The 19,501-nt window shown below is 38.9% G+C and carries 19 protein-coding genes and 1 other annotated feature; of the genes, 11 read left to right on the top strand and 8 right to left on the bottom strand.

The annotated features are described in order from the left end of the window. Positions 1-43 precede the first annotated feature (43 nt). Together ABPH35_RS04040 and ABPH35_RS04045 are read right to left on the bottom strand one after the other, a co-directional pair. Complete coding sequence (locus ABPH35_RS04040) at positions 44-1,666, bottom strand: ATP-binding cassette domain-containing protein (RefSeq protein WP_368849608.1); 1,623 nt, start codon at positions 1,664-1,666, stop codon at positions 44-46. Positions 1,667-1,731: 65 nt separating this feature from the next. Further along, positions 1,732-2,604 (bottom strand): YitT family protein, encoded by an 873-nt coding sequence (locus ABPH35_RS04045; protein WP_349987814.1) that lies wholly within the window; start codon positions 2,602-2,604, stop codon positions 1,732-1,734. Positions 2,605-2,702: 98 nt separating this feature from the next. Then, positions 2,703-2,904, top strand: a binding site (T-box leader). A gap of 47 nt (positions 2,905-2,951) precedes the next feature. Here ABPH35_RS04045 and trpS point away from each other — a divergent pair. From trpS to ABPH35_RS04060, 3 genes are all read left to right on the top strand, one after another. Further along, complete coding sequence (trpS, locus tag ABPH35_RS04050; RefSeq protein WP_349987813.1) at positions 2,952-3,977, top strand: tryptophan--tRNA ligase; 1,026 nt, start codon at positions 2,952-2,954, stop codon at positions 3,975-3,977. Positions 3,978-4,125: 148 nt separating this feature from the next. Beyond that, on the top strand, positions 4,126-5,607 hold the full coding sequence (guaB, locus tag ABPH35_RS04055; RefSeq protein WP_349987812.1) for an IMP dehydrogenase: 1,482 nt from the start codon (positions 4,126-4,128) through the stop codon (positions 5,605-5,607). A gap of 174 nt (positions 5,608-5,781) precedes the next feature. After that, entirely contained in the window at positions 5,782-6,648 is an 867-nt protein-coding gene (locus ABPH35_RS04060) for a GRP family sugar transporter (protein ID WP_368849609.1), read from the top strand. A 146-nt stretch (positions 6,649-6,794) separates the two neighbouring features. Here ABPH35_RS04060 and recF read toward each other — a convergent pair whose 3' ends face one another. Continuing rightward, on the bottom strand, positions 6,795-7,907 hold the full coding sequence (recF, locus tag ABPH35_RS04065) for a DNA replication/repair protein RecF (RefSeq protein ID WP_349987810.1): 1,113 nt from the start codon (positions 7,905-7,907) through the stop codon (positions 6,795-6,797). 2 nt (positions 7,908-7,909) lie between these two features. After that, positions 7,910-8,296: an RNA-binding S4 domain-containing protein gene (locus ABPH35_RS04070; protein ID WP_349987809.1), complete on the bottom strand. Its 387-nt coding sequence runs from the start codon at positions 8,294-8,296 to the stop codon at positions 7,910-7,912. Positions 8,297-8,370: 74 nt separating this feature from the next. Here ABPH35_RS04070 and yfmF point away from each other — a divergent pair, with 74 nt between their 5' ends. The 8 genes from yfmF (at position 8,371) to apf (ending at position 15,589) form a co-directional block, all read left to right on the top strand. Beyond that, complete coding sequence (gene yfmF / locus ABPH35_RS04075; protein ID WP_349987808.1) at positions 8,371-9,624, top strand: EF-P 5-aminopentanol modification-associated protein YfmF; 1,254 nt, start codon at positions 8,371-8,373, stop codon at positions 9,622-9,624. Positions 9,625-9,626: 2 nt separating this feature from the next. Continuing rightward, a complete protein-coding gene (yfmH, locus tag ABPH35_RS04080) occupies positions 9,627-10,910 on the top strand; it encodes an EF-P 5-aminopentanol modification-associated protein YfmH (RefSeq protein ID WP_349987807.1) in 1,284 nt (427 codons plus the stop codon). 78 nt (positions 10,911-10,988) lie between these two features. Further along, positions 10,989-11,849, top strand: a complete 861-nt coding sequence (gene rodZ / locus ABPH35_RS04085) for a cytoskeleton protein RodZ (RefSeq protein WP_349987806.1) — start codon at positions 10,989-10,991, stop codon at positions 11,847-11,849. Positions 11,850-11,857: 8 nt separating this feature from the next. Continuing rightward, entirely contained in the window at positions 11,858-12,397 is a 540-nt protein-coding gene (gene pgsA, locus ABPH35_RS04090) for a CDP-diacylglycerol--glycerol-3-phosphate 3-phosphatidyltransferase (protein ID WP_349987805.1), read from the top strand. Beyond that, positions 12,397-13,233, top strand: coding sequence for an energy-coupling factor ABC transporter ATP-binding protein (locus ABPH35_RS04095; protein ID WP_349987804.1), 837 nt, complete (start codon positions 12,397-12,399; stop codon positions 13,231-13,233). The genes pgsA and ABPH35_RS04095 overlap by 1 nt, the downstream gene beginning before the upstream one ends. Beyond that, positions 13,209-14,051 (top strand): energy-coupling factor transporter ATPase, encoded by an 843-nt coding sequence (locus ABPH35_RS04100; protein WP_349987803.1) that lies wholly within the window; start codon positions 13,209-13,211, stop codon positions 14,049-14,051. Before ABPH35_RS04095 ends, ABPH35_RS04100 begins: the two co-directional genes overlap by 25 nt. Further along, on the top strand, positions 14,044-14,838 hold the full coding sequence (locus ABPH35_RS04105) for an energy-coupling factor transporter transmembrane component T family protein (protein ID WP_349987802.1): 795 nt from the start codon (positions 14,044-14,046) through the stop codon (positions 14,836-14,838). Before ABPH35_RS04100 ends, ABPH35_RS04105 begins: the two co-directional genes overlap by 8 nt. Before the next feature lie 175 nt (positions 14,839-15,013). After that, positions 15,014-15,589, top strand: coding sequence for an aggregation-promoting factor (gene apf / locus ABPH35_RS04110; protein ID WP_405054561.1), 576 nt, complete (start codon positions 15,014-15,016; stop codon positions 15,587-15,589). Between the two features lie 67 nt (positions 15,590-15,656). On the opposite strand, the gene sdaAA is transcribed toward apf, so the two are convergent. The 4 genes from sdaAA to ABPH35_RS04130 all read right to left on the bottom strand — a co-directional run. Next, positions 15,657-16,532 carry an L-serine ammonia-lyase, iron-sulfur-dependent, subunit alpha gene (gene sdaAA / locus ABPH35_RS04115; protein WP_349987800.1) on the bottom strand — a complete coding sequence of 292 codons (876 nt, stop codon included), beginning with the start codon at positions 16,530-16,532 and terminating at the stop codon, positions 15,657-15,659. Positions 16,533-16,543: 11 nt separating this feature from the next. Continuing rightward, on the bottom strand, positions 16,544-17,215 hold the full coding sequence (gene sdaAB, locus ABPH35_RS04120) for an L-serine ammonia-lyase, iron-sulfur-dependent subunit beta (RefSeq protein ID WP_349987799.1): 672 nt from the start codon (positions 17,213-17,215) through the stop codon (positions 16,544-16,546). Between the two features lie 95 nt (positions 17,216-17,310). Further along, positions 17,311-18,456, bottom strand: a complete 1,146-nt coding sequence (locus ABPH35_RS04125; RefSeq protein ID WP_368849610.1) for a tyrosine-type recombinase/integrase — start codon at positions 18,454-18,456, stop codon at positions 17,311-17,313. A gap of 639 nt (positions 18,457-19,095) precedes the next feature. Next, positions 19,096-19,501, bottom strand: a 406-nt coding sequence (locus ABPH35_RS04130) for a Fic family protein (RefSeq protein ID WP_368849611.1), incomplete at its 5' end; no start/stop codon positions are given.

Below are 19,501 nucleotides of genomic sequence, written 5' to 3' on the forward strand. Positions count from 1 at the left end.
TATTTCTATATTTTAAGAAAAGGCGATACTTTCGCCTTTTCTCTTAGTCTTTCCAGAGTTCCTTTACTTTTGATTGTACTTCTTGATTTTCCAAGAATTCGTCATAGGTCTCATCAATGCGGTCAATGACACCATTTTTTGAAATAACAATAATATGGTTTGCTAAGGTTTGAATAAATTCATGATCGTGACTAGCAAAGATTATGGATTCTTTAAAGGCTTTCAATCCGTCATTTAAACTAGAAATCGATTCTAAGTCCAAATGATTGGTTGGGTCATCAAGGACAAGGACATTTGATTTGAGGAGCATGAGTTTTGAGAGCATCACGCGCACTTTTTCTCCTCCTGAGAGGACATTAACAGATTTATTCACTTCGTCACCAGAAAAGAGCATGCGCCCTAAAAAGCCACGCAAGAAGGTATTATCGTCTTCTTCTTTGCTTGCAAACTGACGAAGCCAGTCAAGAATGGATTCGTCAGTTGCGAAATCGCGACTATTGTCTTTTGGTAGGTAAGATTGACTAGTTGTTACTCCCCATTTAATTGTACCTTCGTACTCAATATCCCCCATCAAGGCACGGATAAGAGCAGTCGTTTGAATATCATTTTGTCCAATAAGAGCTGTCTTGTCACCTGGTCTAAGAATAAAGCTAATATTGTCTAAAATGACTTCGCCATCAATGGTGACTTTCAAGTTTTCAACCGTTACCAAATCATTTCCAATTTCTCGCTCAGCTTTAAAATTGATAAATGGGTATTTACGACTAGACGGAATGATTTCTTCCAATTCAATTTTATCCAGCATCTTTTTACGAGAAGTTGCTTGTTTTGATTTTGAAGCATTGGCAGAAAATCTTGCAACGAATTCTTGTAATTCTTTGATTTTTTCCTCTGCTTTTGCATTACGGTCAGCTTGTAATTTCGCTGCTAATTCGCTAGATTGTTTCCAAAAATCATAGTTTCCGACGAAGATTTTGATTTTACCAAAGTCTAAGTCAGCCATATGAGTACATACTTTATTCAAGAAATGACGGTCGTGAGATACGACAATAACAGTATTTTCAAAGTCAATTAAAAATTCTTCTAACCAGTTAATCGATTGAATGTCAAGACCATTGGTCGGCTCATCTAGTAATAGGACATCTGGTTTACCAAAGAGAGCTTTAGCCAAGAGAACCTTCACTTTTTCTCCATTGGTCAATTCGCTCATATTTTGGTAGTGAAGCTCTTCGGCGATATTTAGATTTTGAAGGAGTTGTGAAGCCTCACTTTCAGCTTCCCAACCGCCAAGTTCGGCAAATTCACCTTCTAATTCGGCTGCACGGACTCCATCTTCATCTGAAAAATCTTCTTTCATGTAAATAGCATCTTTTTCTTTCATGATGCTGTAAAGCAGTTCATTACCCATGATAACGACATCAATGACCCGTTCGTTTTCATAGTCAAAATGATTTTGGCGAAGTACAGAAAGGCGTTCATCTGGTCCAAAGGAAATATGACCAGTTGTTGGTTCAATATCCCCAGCTAAAATTTTAAGGAAAGTGGATTTTCCGGCACCATTCGCGCCAATCAATCCATATGTGTTTCCTGCTGTAAACTTAATGTTGACATCGTCAAATAATTTTCGATCGCTAAAACGAAGCGATACATCTGATACTGTAAGCAATACGATTCTCCTATTTTTGTGATTAGTCCTATTCTACTCTAAAAAAGATGATTTTTCAATTGAAATTACATCGGAATTAGAATATCTTTTTCTAAATTTTGATGAGTTTTTTGTAAACTGAACCCTCTTCCTTTTACTTGTGTCGCAGGCATGACAACAATAAAGGCAGTTTCATCAATAGCAAGAATATTCGTCTCTAATTTTTGATACTCTAGTCGTGAGATCGTTGTCATCAACATGCGGCTTTCTTGACCAGTAAATCCACCGACAATTGGAAGTTCGGTTACACCACGATCTGCAACTTTTGTAATGTATTCTTCTATTTTTGTATGGTGTTTTGAGATAATCATCACATTCCGTGAAGAATCAGTTCCTGCCATAACAAGGTTGACAGCATAGGTAATGGAAAGTAAAGCAATGATAGAGTACATGACAGTATCTGCATCAAAAGCAACAAAACCTAGTCCAACTACAATTCCATCAACCAAGGCCATACTTGTTCCTAGTGGAATAGGGGTATACTTTTCAAATAACTGAATGATAATCCCTGTACCACCAGTTGATGAATGGCCAATAAAGACTAATCCGAGACCAAATCCAAGAACAATTCCCCCAAAGATAGCTGCGAGTAATACATTATGTGTCAACGTTGGTAAACCTGCTGTCAACTTGATGAAAATGGGATAAATCCAGGCACCGTAAACGGTCTTAATAAATACTTCTTTTCCTAAAAAGAAAAAACATAGGAGAAGGAGTGGAATATTGGCATAGAGTACAAAATTTGCAGTATTCCAGCCAAATAAGGCGTTCATACTAATGGCGAGTCCTCCAACACCTCCAGAAGCAATATGGTTTTCAACAAACATGCTATTAAAGGCGATAGCAGAAATGAATGATCCAATAGTGACCAAGGCAAAATCTTTTACTTTTTGTTTCATAGCAGTATCCTATCTGTAAATTTCCAGCTTCTATTATCCCTAAATCTTCCCGTGTCGTCAAGTTATTGAATAGCTTGACTTTCTATTTTTTAGGGTATATAATTGAAAAGAATCAGAAGAGTAATGAATCGGCTATTTTAAGAGAGTTTGTGGCAGGTGAAAACAAATAATAGTGATTGATGAATGGGCTGATATAGACTGTAAATCTGAAAAAATAAAGATTAGGCTTGCAGGCCTTACATGCAAATGAGATGAGTTGACTCATAAGTGAGGTGGCACCGTGTCTTTGACGCCCTCGCATGGCTTTTGCTATGCGTGGGCTTTATTTGTGGATAAAGGAGAATATCATGACAAAACCAATTATCTTAACAGGGGATCGTCCGACTGGGAAGTTACATATCGGACATTATGTGGGCAGTTTACAAAATCGTGTTCGTTTGCAAAATGAAGAACAGTATGAAATGTTTGTTTTTTTGGCAGATCAGCAAGCATTGACAGATCATGCTAAGGAACCGCAGAAAATTGTGGAATCGGTTGGACAGGTCGCTTTAGATTATTTAGCAGCAGGATTAGATCCTGAAAAATCTACGCTCTTCATTCAAAGTCAAATTCCAGAATTGGCTGAGCTATCGATGTACTATATGAACTTGGTTTCACTAGGTCGTTTGGAGCGGAATCCAACTGTTAAGACTGAGATTGCTCAAAAAGGTTTTGGAGAAAGTATCCCGACTGGATTTTTAGTTTACCCTATTGCTCAGGCAGCCGATATTACAGCCTTTAAAGCAAACTACGTACCAGTTGGGGTTGATCAAAAACCGATGATTGAGCAGACGCGTGAAATTGTCCGTAGCTTTAATCATGCCTATCAAACGGATGTTTTAGTTGAACCAGAAGGTATTTATCCTAGCCATGAAGGTGCGGGTCGATTACCAGGATTAGATGGCAATGCTAAGATGTCTAAGTCGCTCAATAATGGGATTTATCTGGCTGATGATATGGATACTCTGAAGAAAAAAGTGATGAGTATGTATACAGATCCTGATCATATCAAAGTTGAAGATCCAGGAAAGATTGAAGGCAATATGGTTTTCCATTACCTAGACGTTTTTGGTCGTGAGGAAGACAAGGCTGAAATAGAGGCGATGAAAGAGCAGTATAAGCAAGGCGGTCTAGGAGATGTTAAGACAAAACGCTATTTGTTAGAAATCTTAGAGCGGGAATTAGGCCCTATTCGTGAACGTCGTTTGGAGTTTGCGAAGGACATGGGGGAAGTCTATCATATTCTTCAAAAAGGTAGTGAAATAGCGCGTCAAACAGCTGCTCAAACCTTATCAGAAGTGAAAGCAGCAATGGGTCTGCATTATTTTAACTAAGGAATTTCAAAAACTACCGTGTATTTCAATAAATACGATAGTTTTTTATTTTTCATTGGATAATGATTGACAAATACAGATAGAATGGTATGATATTAACAATAAAGTCGAGTCTAGCTCAATAAAGAAAGAAAAGAGGAATCTGTGGATGTCTAATTGGGATACAAAATTTTTGAAAAAAGGTTTTACATTTGATGATGTATTGCTTATTCCTGCTGAAAGTCATGTTTTACCAAATGATGCCAGTCTTCAAACAAAACTGGCAAAGAATTTAACACTGAATATCCCAATTATTACAGCGGCCATGGATACTGTAACAGAGAGCAAAATGGCGATTGCAATTGCACGTGCTGGTGGCCTTGGTGTGATTCACAAAAATATGTCAATTGAACAACAAGCCGATGAAGTGCGCAAGGTAAAACGCTCTGAAAATGGCGTTATCATCGATCCATTCTTTCTTACCCCTAACCATACGATTAAAGAGGCAGATGAGCTTATGGGTCGCTACCGCATCAGTGGTGTACCAATCGTTGAAACTATGGAAAATCGCAAATTGGTGGGTATCATTACCAACCGTGATATGCGTTTTATTTCTGATTATGATCAGCCAATTTCAACAAATATGACCAGTGAGAACCTTGTGACAGCACCAGTTGGAACAGATTTAGAGACAGCTGAAAGTATTCTCCAAGAGCATCGCATTGAAAAACTTCCTCTTGTGGATGAAAATGGTCGTTTGTCTGGCTTAATTACGATTAAAGATATTGAAAAAGTCATCGAGTTTCCAAATGCTGCGAAAGATGAATTTGGCCGTCTCCTTGTTGCAGGAGCAGTTGGAGTAACTTCAGATACGTTTGAACGTGCAGAAGCCCTTTTTGAAGCAGGCGCAGATGCCATTGTGATTGATACTGCTCATGGACATTCTGCCGGTGTTCTTCGCAAAATTGCTGAAATTCGTGCGCATTTCCCAGACCGTACTTTAATTGCTGGAAATATTGCAACAGCAGAAGGAGCTCGTGCCCTTTACGATGCTGGTGTTGATGTTGTGAAAGTTGGAATTGGACCAGGTTCAATCTGTACAACTCGTGTGATTGCAGGTGTCGGGGTACCGCAAGTAACAGCTATCTATGATGCAGCTCAAGTGGCGCGTGAATATGGAAAAACAATCATCGCTGATGGTGGGATTAAGTATTCTGGAGATATTGTCAAGGCTCTTGCAGCAGGTGGACATGCAGTCATGCTTGGTTCTATGTTTGCAGGGACAGATGAAGCACCTGGAGAAACTGAAATCTTCCAAGGTCGTAAATTTAAAACTTACCGTGGAATGGGCTCGATTGCAGCCATGAAAAAAGGCTCAAGCGATCGTTACTTCCAAGGTTCTGTCAATGAAGCCAATAAGTTGGTTCCAGAGGGAATCGAAGGTCGTGTAGCCTACAAAGGTGCAGCAGCTGATATTGTTTTCCAAATGCTTGGAGGTATCCGTTCTGGTATGGGATATGTCGGTGCAGCCAACATCCAAGAATTGCATGACAATGCCCAGTTCATTGAAATGAGTGGTGCGGGTCTGAAGGAAAGTCATCCACATGATGTTCAAATCACCAATGAAGCACCAAACTACTCTGTACAATAATACATACCCAAGCAGAATCTCTGATCCGCTCAGAGGTTCTGTATTTTCTTTACAAAATAAAGGTATTGTGTTAGAATATAGAGCTGTATTTTTAGATTTTAAAAGAGCAAACTGTGTTTGCAATAGTGTAAATATTATTTACAAAGTTGTAAATATGGTTGTAAAGGAGAAAGAATGCAAGGTATTTTATTTGCGCTAGTCCCCATGGTTGCTTGGGGCAGTATTGGTTTTGTCAGTAATAAGATTGGTGGCAGGCCAAACCAGCAAACGTTTGGAATGACACTAGGCGCTCTCTTGTTTGCTTTGATAGTTTGGATTTTAGCAAGGCCAGAAATGACTCCCTCTTTATGGTTATTTGGCATAATAGGCGGTATGCTTTGGTCCATGGGTCAATATGGACAATTTCAAGCGATGCAGTATATGGGAGTATCTGTCGCAAATCCGCTATCCAGTGGTGCTCAGTTGGTAGTTGGCAGTTTAATCGGTGCGATTGTCTTTGATGAGTGGACCAAATCCATTCAATTTTTCTTGGGGTTTATTGCTTTATTCCTCTTAGTGATCGGTTTTTACTTCACGAGTAAACAGGATTCACATAAAGTGGCTTTAGAGAAGGGTTCTGATTTTGGGAAAGGATTCCGTGCGCTAACGTCCTCCACAATCGGTTATTTATCGTATGCTATTTTGTTTAATAACATCATGCATTTTGATGCTTTGGCAGTTATTCTACCAATGGCTGTAGGAATGGTACTAGGCGCAATGCTGTCTATGAAATTTCAAATTCGATTAGAAGGTGTTGTTTTAAAAAACGCTTTGGTAGGCATCATGTGGGGAATTGGAAATATCTTTATGCTACTTGCAGCTGCAAAGGCTGGTCTAGCTATTGCCTTTAGTTTTTCCCAATTAGGTGTGATTATCTCCATTATTTGCGGTATTCTCTTTTTAGGTGAAACAAAGACAAAAAAAGAAGTAGGTTGGTTGATCATAGGGATGATTTGTTTTGTAGCAGGGGCTATTTTACTTGGTATTGTTAAATCATTCTAAACTTGACAAAGTTGTAAAGAAAACAATGAGTTTGAGGCAAAAAGATTTTGATTTTTTGAAATTCTTTAAATTGATAAATTAGACATAAAAAACGAACAAGACAGAATTCTGAGTGTCAGAAAACCAGTTTTGTTCGCTTTTTATATTTAGGATTGGGCTTTTGTCTCAGCCTCTTCTTCAATTATTCCTTGATTGACAGTAAATATTTTTACTTTATCAGGTAATTTTGAAAGGTGGTCAAGACTAGTTGTAGTGATAAATGTCTGGATATTTCGAGAGATAGTTTCTAGTAATTTTACTTGACGATTGTTGTCAAGTTCACTCATGACATCGTCAAGTAGTAAGATAGGATATTCTTTGGTTATTTCTTTCATGAGTTCAATTTCAGCCAATTTCAGCGAAAGAACTAGACTACGATGTTGCCCCTGACTTCCATAGTGGGCATTGACACCATTTAGAAAGAAGTTAATATCCTCGCGATGGGGTCCAACACCTGTATTTTTTTTGAACAAATCTCGTTTACGACAATTTGCTAGTTCTGTCAAGAAACTGTCAACTATGTTGTCTGAACCTGTAAAATTAATAGAAGATTGATAGTGAATAGTTAATTCTTCCGCTTGATTGGAAATTTCAATCACTTTTTTGTTGCCAAAAAATTCCAATTTCTTTAGAAAATCAATTCGTTGTAGAATTACTTTGCTGCCATATTCAGCTAATTGTTGATCTAGGACAGAAAGAAAGGTCTCATCAATCGAATTGGCAGATTTTAAATAAGTGTTTCGCTGTTTGAGGATGTGATTGTAATGAGATAAGTCAGACAGATAGATTGGCTTGATTTGTCCTAACTCGACATCTATAAATTTTCGTCTGAGGGCTGGTGATCCTTTAATCAGTTGTAAATCTTCTGGAGCAAAAAGAACAACATTCATATGGCCGATGTAATCAGATAATTTAGATTGTTTGAGATGATTGACTTTAGTGATACGTCCTTTTTCTGTCAACTCAATGTCAAGTGGAAGTTTACCTGTTTGCCGATGAAGTAATCCATTCAGAGTAAGATGTCTTTCTTGAAATTGAAGTAAATCCTTATCTGTGCGGGTTCGGTGGCTGCGGGTAAGCGCTAAGAAATAGATGCTCTCTAGGATATTTGTCTTTCCTTGTGCATTTTGTCCAAGAAATACGTTTAATCCGTCATGAAAGCGAATGTCTAATTCTTGGTAATTACGGAAATGTTGTAAACGTAAAGATTCTAACCACATACTTAGGTACCTGGGAAGCGGACAGGAGCTTTTTTCTTTTTGTTTTTAGGAGTGTTAGCAGAAGGAATTACTGTTATCTTTCCTTGTTTATTTTGAGCATTTAGCTGTTTTACGAGCTTAGCGATACGCTCTTTTTCTGCTTTGTCTTCCTCATATTGTTTTTGCTCGTCCTCAGTTGGTGCAACAATGGTAATCGTAGCATTGTGGGTTGGAATACTGATAACATCTCCAATACGGATTTTTTTGCGTCTGCGTTCTTCTTTTTCACCATTAAAAAAGACGGGAAATTCCTGTAAAAATTTCTTGATAGCTCCTCCGCTTGGGATAATTCCAACTTCCTTTAATAAGGCCTGTAAAAGAATGTATTCGTCATATAATTTGTAGTCCATAAGTTACCTCGTTTCAGTTTATTATACCATAAAATGGTATAATTGAATTTAGAATGTTTTTAGAGGAGTTAGGTATGAAATTGCAAGAGGGTGTTCATGTACATTTTTTAAAGGGAGAAAAGTTTACAACGAATCAGATTTTGGTTCGTTTTGCAGCTCCAATGGATCAAAAAACAGTAGCTGGTCGTGTTTTACTCTCTAACTTATTGAATATGGCCAATCAAGAATATCCCAATTCTCATCAATTTCATCAGCGTTTAGCAGAGTTATACGGCGCGCACTTCTCCACTAGTGTGTCAAAAAAAGGTCGAGTACATTCGATTGATATAAAAATAAGCTACGTAAAGTCAAGCTATCTGCCAGAAAAATCAGATTTGACGATACCAATGCTAGATTTTCTATATGCCTGTCTCTTTAAGCCACTGATTAAAAAGGAGGCTTTTGAGCAAGATTTCTTTGATGTGGAAAAGACAAATTTATTAAACTATCTTGATACAGAGGTGGAAGATCATTTCTATCATGCAAATGTGGAACTCTCGAGCTTGTTTTTTGAAGAAGAATCGTTGAAAATTCCGCGTATTGGAAAGCGTCAGTTAGTAGAAAAAGAAACAGCAGAGACAGTTTACAAGGCTTTACACGACATGATTCATCTAGACCGGATTGATTTTTTCTTTTCTGGAGAATTTGATCAGGAGGAAGTTATCAATCAATTGAAAGCCTTTCGCTTTTCTTATCGTAACCCAAAATTAGAGTGGATCTATAAGCAGGATTTTTCAAATGTTGTCAGAGAAAAAATGGAGCGAAAAGAAGCAGGACAATCCATTTTAGAATTAGCCTATCATTTACAATTTATTTACAGTGATGTCAATCATATTCCTCTAATTGTTCTAAATGGTTTGTTTGGAGGTTTTGCTCATTCAAAATTATTTGTCAATGTCCGTGAAAAGGAAGGCCTTGCTTATACAATCGGCAGTCAGTTGAACATTTTTTCGGGTCTTTTAAAAGTGTATGCAGGAATTGATAAAGACAAGCGTAAAAGAGCTATGAGCCAAATCAGTAAGCAGTTGCTAGCCATAAAAAGAGGTCACTTCACGGACGAAGAATTAGAGCTGACAAAAAAGATGTTGCTCCATTCGGCCACTCTTTCTCAGGATAAGCAGGGACAGCTGATTGAACAAGCCTATAATCAGGTCATTTTTGGAGAACAGCAGTTAGAGCTAGAAGAATGGATGGAAGCTGTCAAACGAGTTTCAAGAGAAGATATTATTCATGCTTCAAAATTTGTTCGTTTGCAAGCAGTTTATTTTATGGAAGGAGTTGAAATGTAAAGATGAAGTTGACAGAAAAATCCTACTCTTACTTGAAGCATCCTGTTTATTATGGAAAATTGACAAATGACTTGACAGTTGTGTTGATTCCAAAAAAAGATTTTCAAGAGACATATGCTATACTCAAGGTTCAGTTTGGTTCGATTGACAATGAATTTACAGATGTTGACGGTACAAAAAAGAGTTATCCAGCAGGCATTGCCCATTTTTTAGAACATAAACTGTTTGAAATGGAAAATGGTAGTGATGCACTGCAGGAGTTTGCTCAATATGGTGCAAATGCAAATGCTTATACCAGTTTTAACCAGACGAGTTATCTTTTTTCAACGACGGAAGACCTCCGTCAGCCTCTTTTCTTACTACAGAAAATGGTGAGAGAGACGCATTTTACAGAGGAGAGTGTTGAACGAGAAAAAGAGATTATTGGTCAGGAAATTGATATGTATGCTGATGACCCAGATCATCGTTTGTACTTGGGAATTCTAAATAGTTTGTACCCTGATACAGCCTTGGCTGAGGATATTGCAGGTTCGAGAGAGTCTATTGAGCATATTTCTGCTAGGATATTGCAAGAGAATTTTCAGCAGTTTTATCAACCACAGGAGATGACATTGGTTGTCATGGGGGACATAGATGTTCATGAGGTCTTTCAATGGATTGTGAAGGATCAATCGGAGAATCATGCTACTGCTGAAAAAAAGCGCAACTTTACCTTACTTCCAAAAAATCCGATATTACAGGACCGCAAGGAGTATGACGAGGTGGCTCTCCCTAAAATGGCGATTGGCTTGCGAGGAAATGATTTGATTGCACAAGGGAGAGAGCAGCATTATCGAATTTGTCTTAGTTTTTTATTATCCATGTTAGTCGGTCGTACCTCTAAGAGATACCAAACCTTATACAGTGAAAATAAGATTGATTACTCTTTTTCGTTCCATATTGAGGTACAAAGTGGGTACCATTTTGTAGTGGTGACAGCGGATACAGCTGAACCCATTACTGTTTCAAGTCAGTTAAAAAAGGCCTTGTTGAACTTTGAGCACGATGATGGTGTTACGGAGCAGCATTTTACCATTTTAAAAAATGAGATGTATGGAGAGTTTATCCGTGGTCTCAATTCATCCGAATTTACAGTTGGGTACTTTGTAGAGCATGTTTCAGAAACAGAGACGATTTTTGATATTCCTCAACTCTTGAACCGTCTGACACTGGAGGAAGTAATAGAAGTTGGACGTCAATTTATTTCTAACTGTGAGATGATAGATTTTATGATTTTTCCAAAATAAAAGTAAATTACCATCGAAATTTCCCTAATTTTTTGGTACAATATGATATTGAAAACTAATTGATAGAGAGAGGAACTTATGAGACAAAAAAGTATAGGAGAGGTATTGCGTGCTGCTAGGGAAAATCGTGGTTGGAATTTTGCTGATTTGCAACGAATGACGAAAATCCATGCCAAATATTTACAGGCTTTAGAGTACAATGATTTTGATTTTATTCCAGATAAAGCCTATATCCGTTCGTTTTTACAACGTTATGCTGAGGTGTTGGAGCTAGATGCATCGGTCTTGATTGATGCTTATGATAACAATAGTTTGGTGATGTACTATGAAGCAGGAGAAGAGTCAGAGCTACAATCTGAATTGAGAAGAAGCTATAAAGTGAAACGAAAGAAAACATCGTATCTACCCTTGACATATTTACTGCTAGCTTCGACTTTTATCCTTTTTTTTGTGACATATATCGTATACACTCGTGTCCAAAATCAAGCACGAATTACAGAAACAAGTACTTCTTACAGCGTGGTATCGCAATCTTCGAGTATGATTACGGAGGCGAAAGAAAGTGAAGCTTCTGCAAGCACTTCCTCGTCTACTGCTCCTTCTTCTAGTAGTCAAGTATCAGGTGTTAGCTTGGTAACCTCTGGTGGTGGGAGCGAATTAGCTGTAACGGTTAAGGGAGCTAAAGAACCGGTTGCTGTTACTCTGACTGTGTCTAGTGTGACAAGCTGGGTGAGTTTAACGGATACTGAGATTGCAGGTGGGTTTACCCTGTCCGCGGAAAATCCAACGGTATCAGCAACACTTCCAGCAGGGACTTCGACAGCGACTCTGGTGTTAGGTGTTGTTCGTGGTGTTGATATTACGATTGCGGGTCAAAAGTTAGATACATCTGCTTTAATGAATCAGTCAGGAAATGTGATTCTGACGATTGAACAATGAGGAAGAAAATGAAAAAAGAACATATTCCCAATGCTTTGACACTTGGTCGTATCTTGATAATTCCGCTATTTATTCTAGTTTTAAGTGTTTGGAACAGTCTTACTGCTCATATTGTAGCAGCGATCTTGTTTGCACTTGCTAGTTTGACAGACTATCTTGATGGTTATTTAGCACGTAAATGGCAGGTGGTCACCAATTTTGGTAAATTTGCGGATCCAATGGCAGATAAGATTCTCGTCATGACAGCTTTTATCATGCTAGTTGAGCTAGGATTTGCTCCAGCATGGATTGTGGCAATTATTATTTGTCGCGAATTAGCGGTAACTGGTTTGCGGTTGCTCTTGGTTGAAAATGGTGGAACGGTACTTGCAGCAGCAATGCCTGGTAAAATTAAAACATTTTCTCAGATGTTTGCGATTATCTTTTTATTGGTTCACTGGCAATTATTAGGAACAATCACTCTTTACATCGCCTTATTTTTCACTTTGTATTCAGGTTATGATTATTTTAAGGGGACTTCCTATTTATTTAAGGATACTTTTCAGTAATGACAAATATAATTGAAGTAAAGCATGTAAGCTATAAATACGATGTAGAAGATCACCACTATACTCTTGATGATGTAACGTTTCACGTGAAACAAGGGGAATGGTTATCAATCATTGGTCACAATGGTTCCGGTAAGTCAACTACAGTACGCTTGATTGATGGTCTTTTGGAGGCTGAATCGGGAGAAATTATCATTTCTGGAGATATTTTGACACCTTCAAATGTCTGGGAGAAACGTCGCCAGATTGGTATGGTTTTTCAAAATCCGGATAATCAGTTTGTTGGGGCAACTGTTGAAGATGACGTTGCTTTCGGTCTCGAAAACCAAGGAATTCCATTAGAAGAAATGACACAACGGGTTCATGAGGCTTTAGAACTTGTTGGAATGGCTGACTTTAAAAAACGGGAACCTGCAAGGCTTTCTGGTGGTCAAAAACAACGTGTTGCGATTGCTGGCGTCGTTGCTTTACGCCCGAGTATTATTATCCTTGATGAAGCAACTAGCATGTTAGATCCTGAAGGACGGTTAGAGTTAATTCGGATTGTTAAAGAAATTAAGGAAAAGTATCAGATTACTGTTCTTTCCATTACCCATGATTTAGATGAGGTAGCCTTGAGTGATCGGGTGATGGTGATGAAGCAGGGCAAGATTGAGTCAATTAGCAGTCCTGCAGAATTGTTTATGCGTGATGATTTGCAAGATTTAGGGCTTGATCAGCCGTTTACAGCGAAACTCGTTCAGGAATTAAGTGATAAAGGTTTAGCCATTCCATTGCGCTATTTTACAGAAGAGGAATTAGAAGAAGCATTATGGGCATTACTCTCCAACAAGTAGATTATACATATCAAGCGAACACGCCTTTTGAAGGACGTGCACTTTTTGGTGTTGATTTGGAGATTGTAGATGGCTCTTACACTGCTATTATCGGTCATACAGGATCAGGAAAATCGACCATTTTACAGTTATTAAATGGTCTTAATATCCCTACATCTGGGACGGTTTTCATTGATGATTTTTGTATTACTCCAACATCTATCAACAAGGATATTAAACAAGTACGTAAAAAAGTGGGACTCGTTTTCCAATTTCCAGAAAGTCAGGTTTTTGAAGAAACGGTTCTAAAAGATGTTGCCTTTGGACCACAGAATTTCGGTATTTCAAGAGAAGAGGCTGAGGAGATTGCACGTGAAAAGCTAGCTCTAGTAGGAATATCTGAAGAGTTATTTGATCGTAGCCCCTTTGAATTATCTGGCGGGCAAATGCGACGGGTTGCAATTGCTGGGATTTTGGCTATGGAGCCAAAGGTTCTAGTGCTTGACGAGCCCACGGCCGGACTTGATCCAGCAGGGCGAAAGGAATTGATGGCTATTTTTAAACAGCTTCACCAAGCAGGGATGACCATTGTTCTTGTAACGCATTTGATGGATGATGTAGCACATTTTGCGAATTATGTGTTTATTATGGCCAATGGAAAATTGGTAAAATCAGGGAAACCGGTTGTAATTTTTCAAGATGTTGATTTTATGGAGAGTATTCAATTGGGTGTTCCTAAAATTACGAAATTTGCAGCGAATTTGGAGCGCAGAGGATTTGTCTTTGAGCGTCTGCCGATTACAATGGAGGAATTGATTGAGGTGGTGGCTCATGGATAAGTTAATTTTAGGTCGCTATATTCCAGGTGATTCCATCATACATCGTCTGGATCCAAGAAGTAAATTGCTCGTTATGATGAGTTTTTTATTGATTATTTTCTGGGCAAATAATCTGGTGACAAATATCTTGTTATTTTCATTTGTACTACTGGTCATCTTTTTATCCAAGATTAAATTGAGATTTTTCCTCAATGGAGTAAAGCCCATGATTGGCATTATTCTCTTTACAACCCTGTTTCAAGTCTTTTTTACAGGTGGTCACGATGTCTTATGGCAATTTTGGATTTTGAAAGTGACGGAGGAAGGAGTTCAGCAGGCAGGAATCATTTTTGTGCGATTTGTTTTGATTATCTTCCTTTCGACGTTGCTCACGCTAACCACTATGCCCCTTAGTTTAGCAGACGGTATTGAAGCAGGTTTGGCTCCTTTGACTTATGTGAAGGTTCCAGTGCATGAAATCGGTTTGATGTTGTCCATGAGTTTGCGGTTTGTTCCAACCCTTATGGATGATACAACAAGGATTATGAATGCGCAGCGGGCACGGGGAGTTGATTTTGGCGAGGGGAGTCTTGTTCAGAAGGTAAAATCTGTTATTCCGATTCTGATTCCATTATTTGCTTCTAGTTTTAAAAGGGCAGATGCCTTAGCAACGGCTATGGAAGCGCGTGGCTATCAGGGTGGAGAAGGTCGAACGAAGTATCGCATGTTACAATGGAAGTTAGCAGATAGTCTTGCTTTGTTGGTGATTCTTGGTTTAGGAATTCTTCTTTATTACTTAAAAAGTTAGTGAAAAGATGAGAAAAAGCGCCATTTTGGTGCTTTTATTGTCTAATTTAAACGTATTTGTAATATTTGTAACCTTTTCACAAAGTCAGAGTAATATTAGAGTTGTATGATAGATGTCAGTTGAGAGAAAGGATTATACAGATAAAATGACACTTACAACGAAACAATTCCAATTCATGATTGCAGGATTTATTGCTATGGGTTCACTATTGATGACAAATGCTGTTCATGCTGATACTTATAAGGTGAAGGCTGGTGATACGCTATCTGAGATTGCTGTAACCTATAAAACAACCGTCGAATCACTTGTTTCATTAAACAAAATTACCAATCCAAATTTGATTTACGTAGATCAAGAAATAGAATTAGGAAATGGTAAAACAAGCGGTCAAACTATCACAAATGTAAAACTGCCACCAGCAGTTCGTGCTGTACCTGCAAGTTCAGCTCCCGTTATTCAGGAAGTATCTGTTGAAGAAGTACCGGCAGTTGCTGAAGCGCCTGTAGGTTATGCCTCAACTGTTGCAGGAGATGAAGCAGCCGCTAAGGAATGGATTGCACAAAAAGAATCGGGTGGTAGTTACACTGCTCAAAATGGCATTTACTATGGTCGTTACCAGTTGACAGATAGTTATTTAAATGGTGACTATTCGGCAGAAAATCAAGAGCGTGTAGCAGACGCCTATGTGACTAATCGTTATGGTTCATGGTCAGCTGCTCAGGAATTTTGGTTGGCTAATGGCTGGTATTAAGCCCTGTAAAAAGATCGAAGGTGATTCGGTCTTTTTTTACGATGAAAAAGCTGGGTTTCCCCAACTTTTAGTTTTTTCCAAAGATATGTTGAGCGAGGCGTTTACCAGTTGGTGTAATAGCAAGACCACCCTCAGCTGTTTCACGAAAGGCAGTGGGCAAGGTAGAACCTACTTGGTACATGGCTAAAATAACCTCATCTGCTGGAATTTTTGACTCTATGCCTGCGAGAGCCATATCCGCTGCAACAAGTGCATAGCTTGCTCCCATAGCATTTCGTTTCACACAAGGAACCTCTACAAGGCCAGCAACAGGATCACAGATTAACCCAAGCATGTTTTTTATCACAAAGCAGATAGCTTGGCTCGCTTGAAAGGCAGAGCCCCCTGCGGCTAACGTAAGTGCGGCAGCAGACATGGCGGCAGCAGAACCAACCTCTGCCTGACAGCCACCCTCTGCTCCTGAAATAGACGCATTATTAGCGATAACAAGTCCGAAAGCACCTGCTGAAAAGAGAAAATCAAGTTGTTCTTTTTCAGTTAGTCCAAGTTTATCAATAGCAACTCCGAGGATAGCTGGTAAGCAACCGGCAGATCCAGCAGTTGGGGTAGCGCAGACCAATCCCATCTTAGCATTTAATTCATTTACCGCAATAGCATTGCGGGCGGCAGAGAGAATCGTTTTGTCTGATAAGGTTTTGCCAGACTGGATATAGCGCTCAAGTTTAGCAGCGTCGCCTCCTGTTAACCTAGATACAGATTTGCTCTCTGTTAGACCATCAATAATGGATGCTTTCATAACTGTCAAGTTTCTTGACATCAGTGTCAATATTTCTTCTCGAGAGCGTCCAGTCAGCTCGATTTCTGTTTCAATCATGAGTTCAGCAACATTACCTGAAAAATCTTGATTTGCCTGTGTTACCAGTTCTTCAATTGTATAAAACATATTTTCTCTTTCTAGTTAAAGAAGTTGACATTGTGTAAATGTGGAATTTCTTCAATTTCAGCAATGGAGTCACCACATTGCCTGGAATCGACTTCAATAATCATAATCGCTTTTTCTCCAGCACTTTCACGGGTCACGTTCATTTGAGCGATATTGATGTCATATTTTGATAGAATATCCGTTACTTTTGCAATCATTCCAGGCACATCTTGGTGGACGATGATGATGGTTGGGGTGTTCATGTTGAGGTTGACTGCAAAGCCGTTTAGCTCGGTCACCTGAATATTTCCTCCCCCAATGGACACACCCGTTGCAGAGATGGACTTGTGTTCATTTTTAATGATGATACGGGTTGTGTTGGGATGGGGTGTATTACTTTCCTTATTGATTTTCCAGTAGACCTTGATGCCTCTTTCACGGGCAATATCAAGGGAGTCTGGAATGCGAAGGTCATCTGTATCCATTCCCAAGATACCGGCTACTAGGGCGACATCAGTTCCGTGGCCCCGATAGGTTTTAGCAAATGAATTGTAGAGTTGAAATTCGACTTCTGTTGGCGTTTCTCCAAAGATAGATGATACGATTTTTCCGATGCGGACAGCTCCTGCTGTATGGCTAGATGACGGACCAATCATGACAGGTCCGATGATGTCGAAGACGGATTGAAATTTTAAATTAGTCATAATGTTCTATTTTACCCCTTGAAAACGTTGATATAATAAGGTTTTGGGAGGTTTACACCTCTAAAAATGTAAATTTGTTCACCTTTTTGTTCACCTTATAGGCTATTTATGGCTTTTTCAAAATAGGAAACAGCTTCATTTTCTTTTTCTTTTGATAGGTGAGAATATACGTCCAATGTCATGGATATATTGGCATGTCCTAGACGGTGCTGGAGTTCTTTGTAACTAATGCCAGCGTTCAACAGTAGACTAGCGTGGGTATGGCGGAAAGCGTGAAAGGTGAAGCGAGGTATGCCCGTTTCTTTGCAACGTCTATCTAATGCGGATTGCCTTACCGCTAAATTTTGATACTTTTGAAGCGGTGTAGCAAATACCACGGAGGGTGCAGGCGCTCCCAATTCTAAATATATTAACCGTTGGCGGTTGCGATACTGTTTCAGTATAAGCGCCGTTTTTTTGTCTATGCTGATTGTCCTTGTTCCTGCTTTACTCTTCGGGCTTCCTACATGTTTTAGAATGCGGTTATAAGCCTTATTTATGCTGATTTTTCTTTTTTCTAAGTCAATATCAGACCATTCAAGGGCTACCAACTCCCCAAATCGGCAACCAGTCGCCAATAGAACACTATACAGGACATAATCGAAATAATAACCGTATTTCTGCTGGGATAATTTTTCCATGTGGTCTAAAAACTTTTTTAAATGTTCGGGGTCAATGAACTTTATAGCCTTGCGCCCTTCTTTTTGTTTGTTTGGCAGAATAATTTCCCGTGCTGGATTATATGGAATCAATTGCATGACGACTGCATATTGAAGAATACGGCGGTTGATAGAATGTATTGTTTTAAAATTCACCAGTTTTTTCGATAATGTATTGATGAAATCTTGAATAAGTGGCGGGGTGATACTTTCTAATTTCATATCGCCGAAAGCTGGCAGTATATGCTTTTTGAATAAAAAGTAGGTACAGTGGTAGCTTTGTGGCTTTACGGTCAATTTATAGCTTTCCAACCATAGTTCAGCCAACTCTTTATAATTTTCAACTTGTACCGTCTTGAAGCGTGTCGCCCCTGTTTTTTGAAATTCCTGTTGCGCATACTTTACTTTTCTGCCAACCTCCTTTTTTGTCCGTCCTGTTATGCTGGTCTTGATTTTCTTACCTGTTATGTTGTCTACACCTAGATAGACATTGGCACGGTAGACAATGCTGCCGTCTTTCTTTTTGACTTCTGTTATTTTCATGATCATAAACCTTTCCATCAGCAGGCAAGCCGTTATAAAAGAGATTTTAGATTGAATAAAGTTTATATCATGCGGAGAGCTAAAAATAGCCCCTATTTTCGTTTGTTTTGGGTAAGGTGGTCAATTATACCAGATAGGACTGAAATGCCTTAAATCGGCTTATATGAGCTTGTAGAAAATTAGGCGATTTGATATAATAGCCAATGGCACAACCTACACCGCCTTAGAAGGGAGGTGAGGCGGAAAGTGTCAAAAATTTTCATTCTTTTTCTTACCGCACTACTTGAAGCGATTATCAGTTACTTTGTTGGCAAATTGCTTGATGAGTGGTTAGGTAAGAAATAACCTAGGTAGTGCTAAAATAGCACGAAGCCCCCAAGTAGTAGGATACTTGAGGGCTTTTTTATTTGGCGCAACCGTTAGCGGTTAGCATCAAAAAATTTTCATCTTTCCTACTAAGTATAATGTTAATTGATAAAATTGTCAAAGGGGTATAGCTAAAAACAATAATCCATAGATTGCCATAGGTTTCTCTAAAATCGAAAAAATGGAAAAAATTGAATTTTCTAATTGTCATAGGCTTGTTTTCAGTTCATCAAAGTAACAATTTTTGATTTTCCTTATAGTTTGTAACTATAATCAAAACTGGGCCACTCTATCCTTCTCGTAATCCAGTGATTGCTTGAGCAATTCAGCAAGTCCAGCGGTATCTTGATTGGCCAGAAGCTCCATATATTTGGCGCGGTCATCTTTGCTAATGATGACGGGGGCATTTAAGTATCTCATGGCTAAATACATCATGATAAGCCGTCCAGTCCGTCCGTTTCCGTCTGAAAATGGGTGGATACGCTCCAGTTGGATATGGGTATCTGCCAACACCTCAAGCAATTCGGAAATACCTTTGGCGCTTTCTAGTCTATAGCTGGTATTGTCCGCCCATTGAGTCATTAAGTAGGGTGTTTCTGTTGGGGTTGCCGTCTTAAACTCTGCCCCGATAATGGCATTCTGGGCTGTTTTAAAGCGCCCACGGTCATGTTGCAGTCTA

Source organism: Streptococcus handemini (assembly GCF_040984445.1).
Taxonomy (GTDB): Bacteria; Bacillota; Bacilli; order Lactobacillales; family Streptococcaceae; genus Streptococcus; species Streptococcus handemini.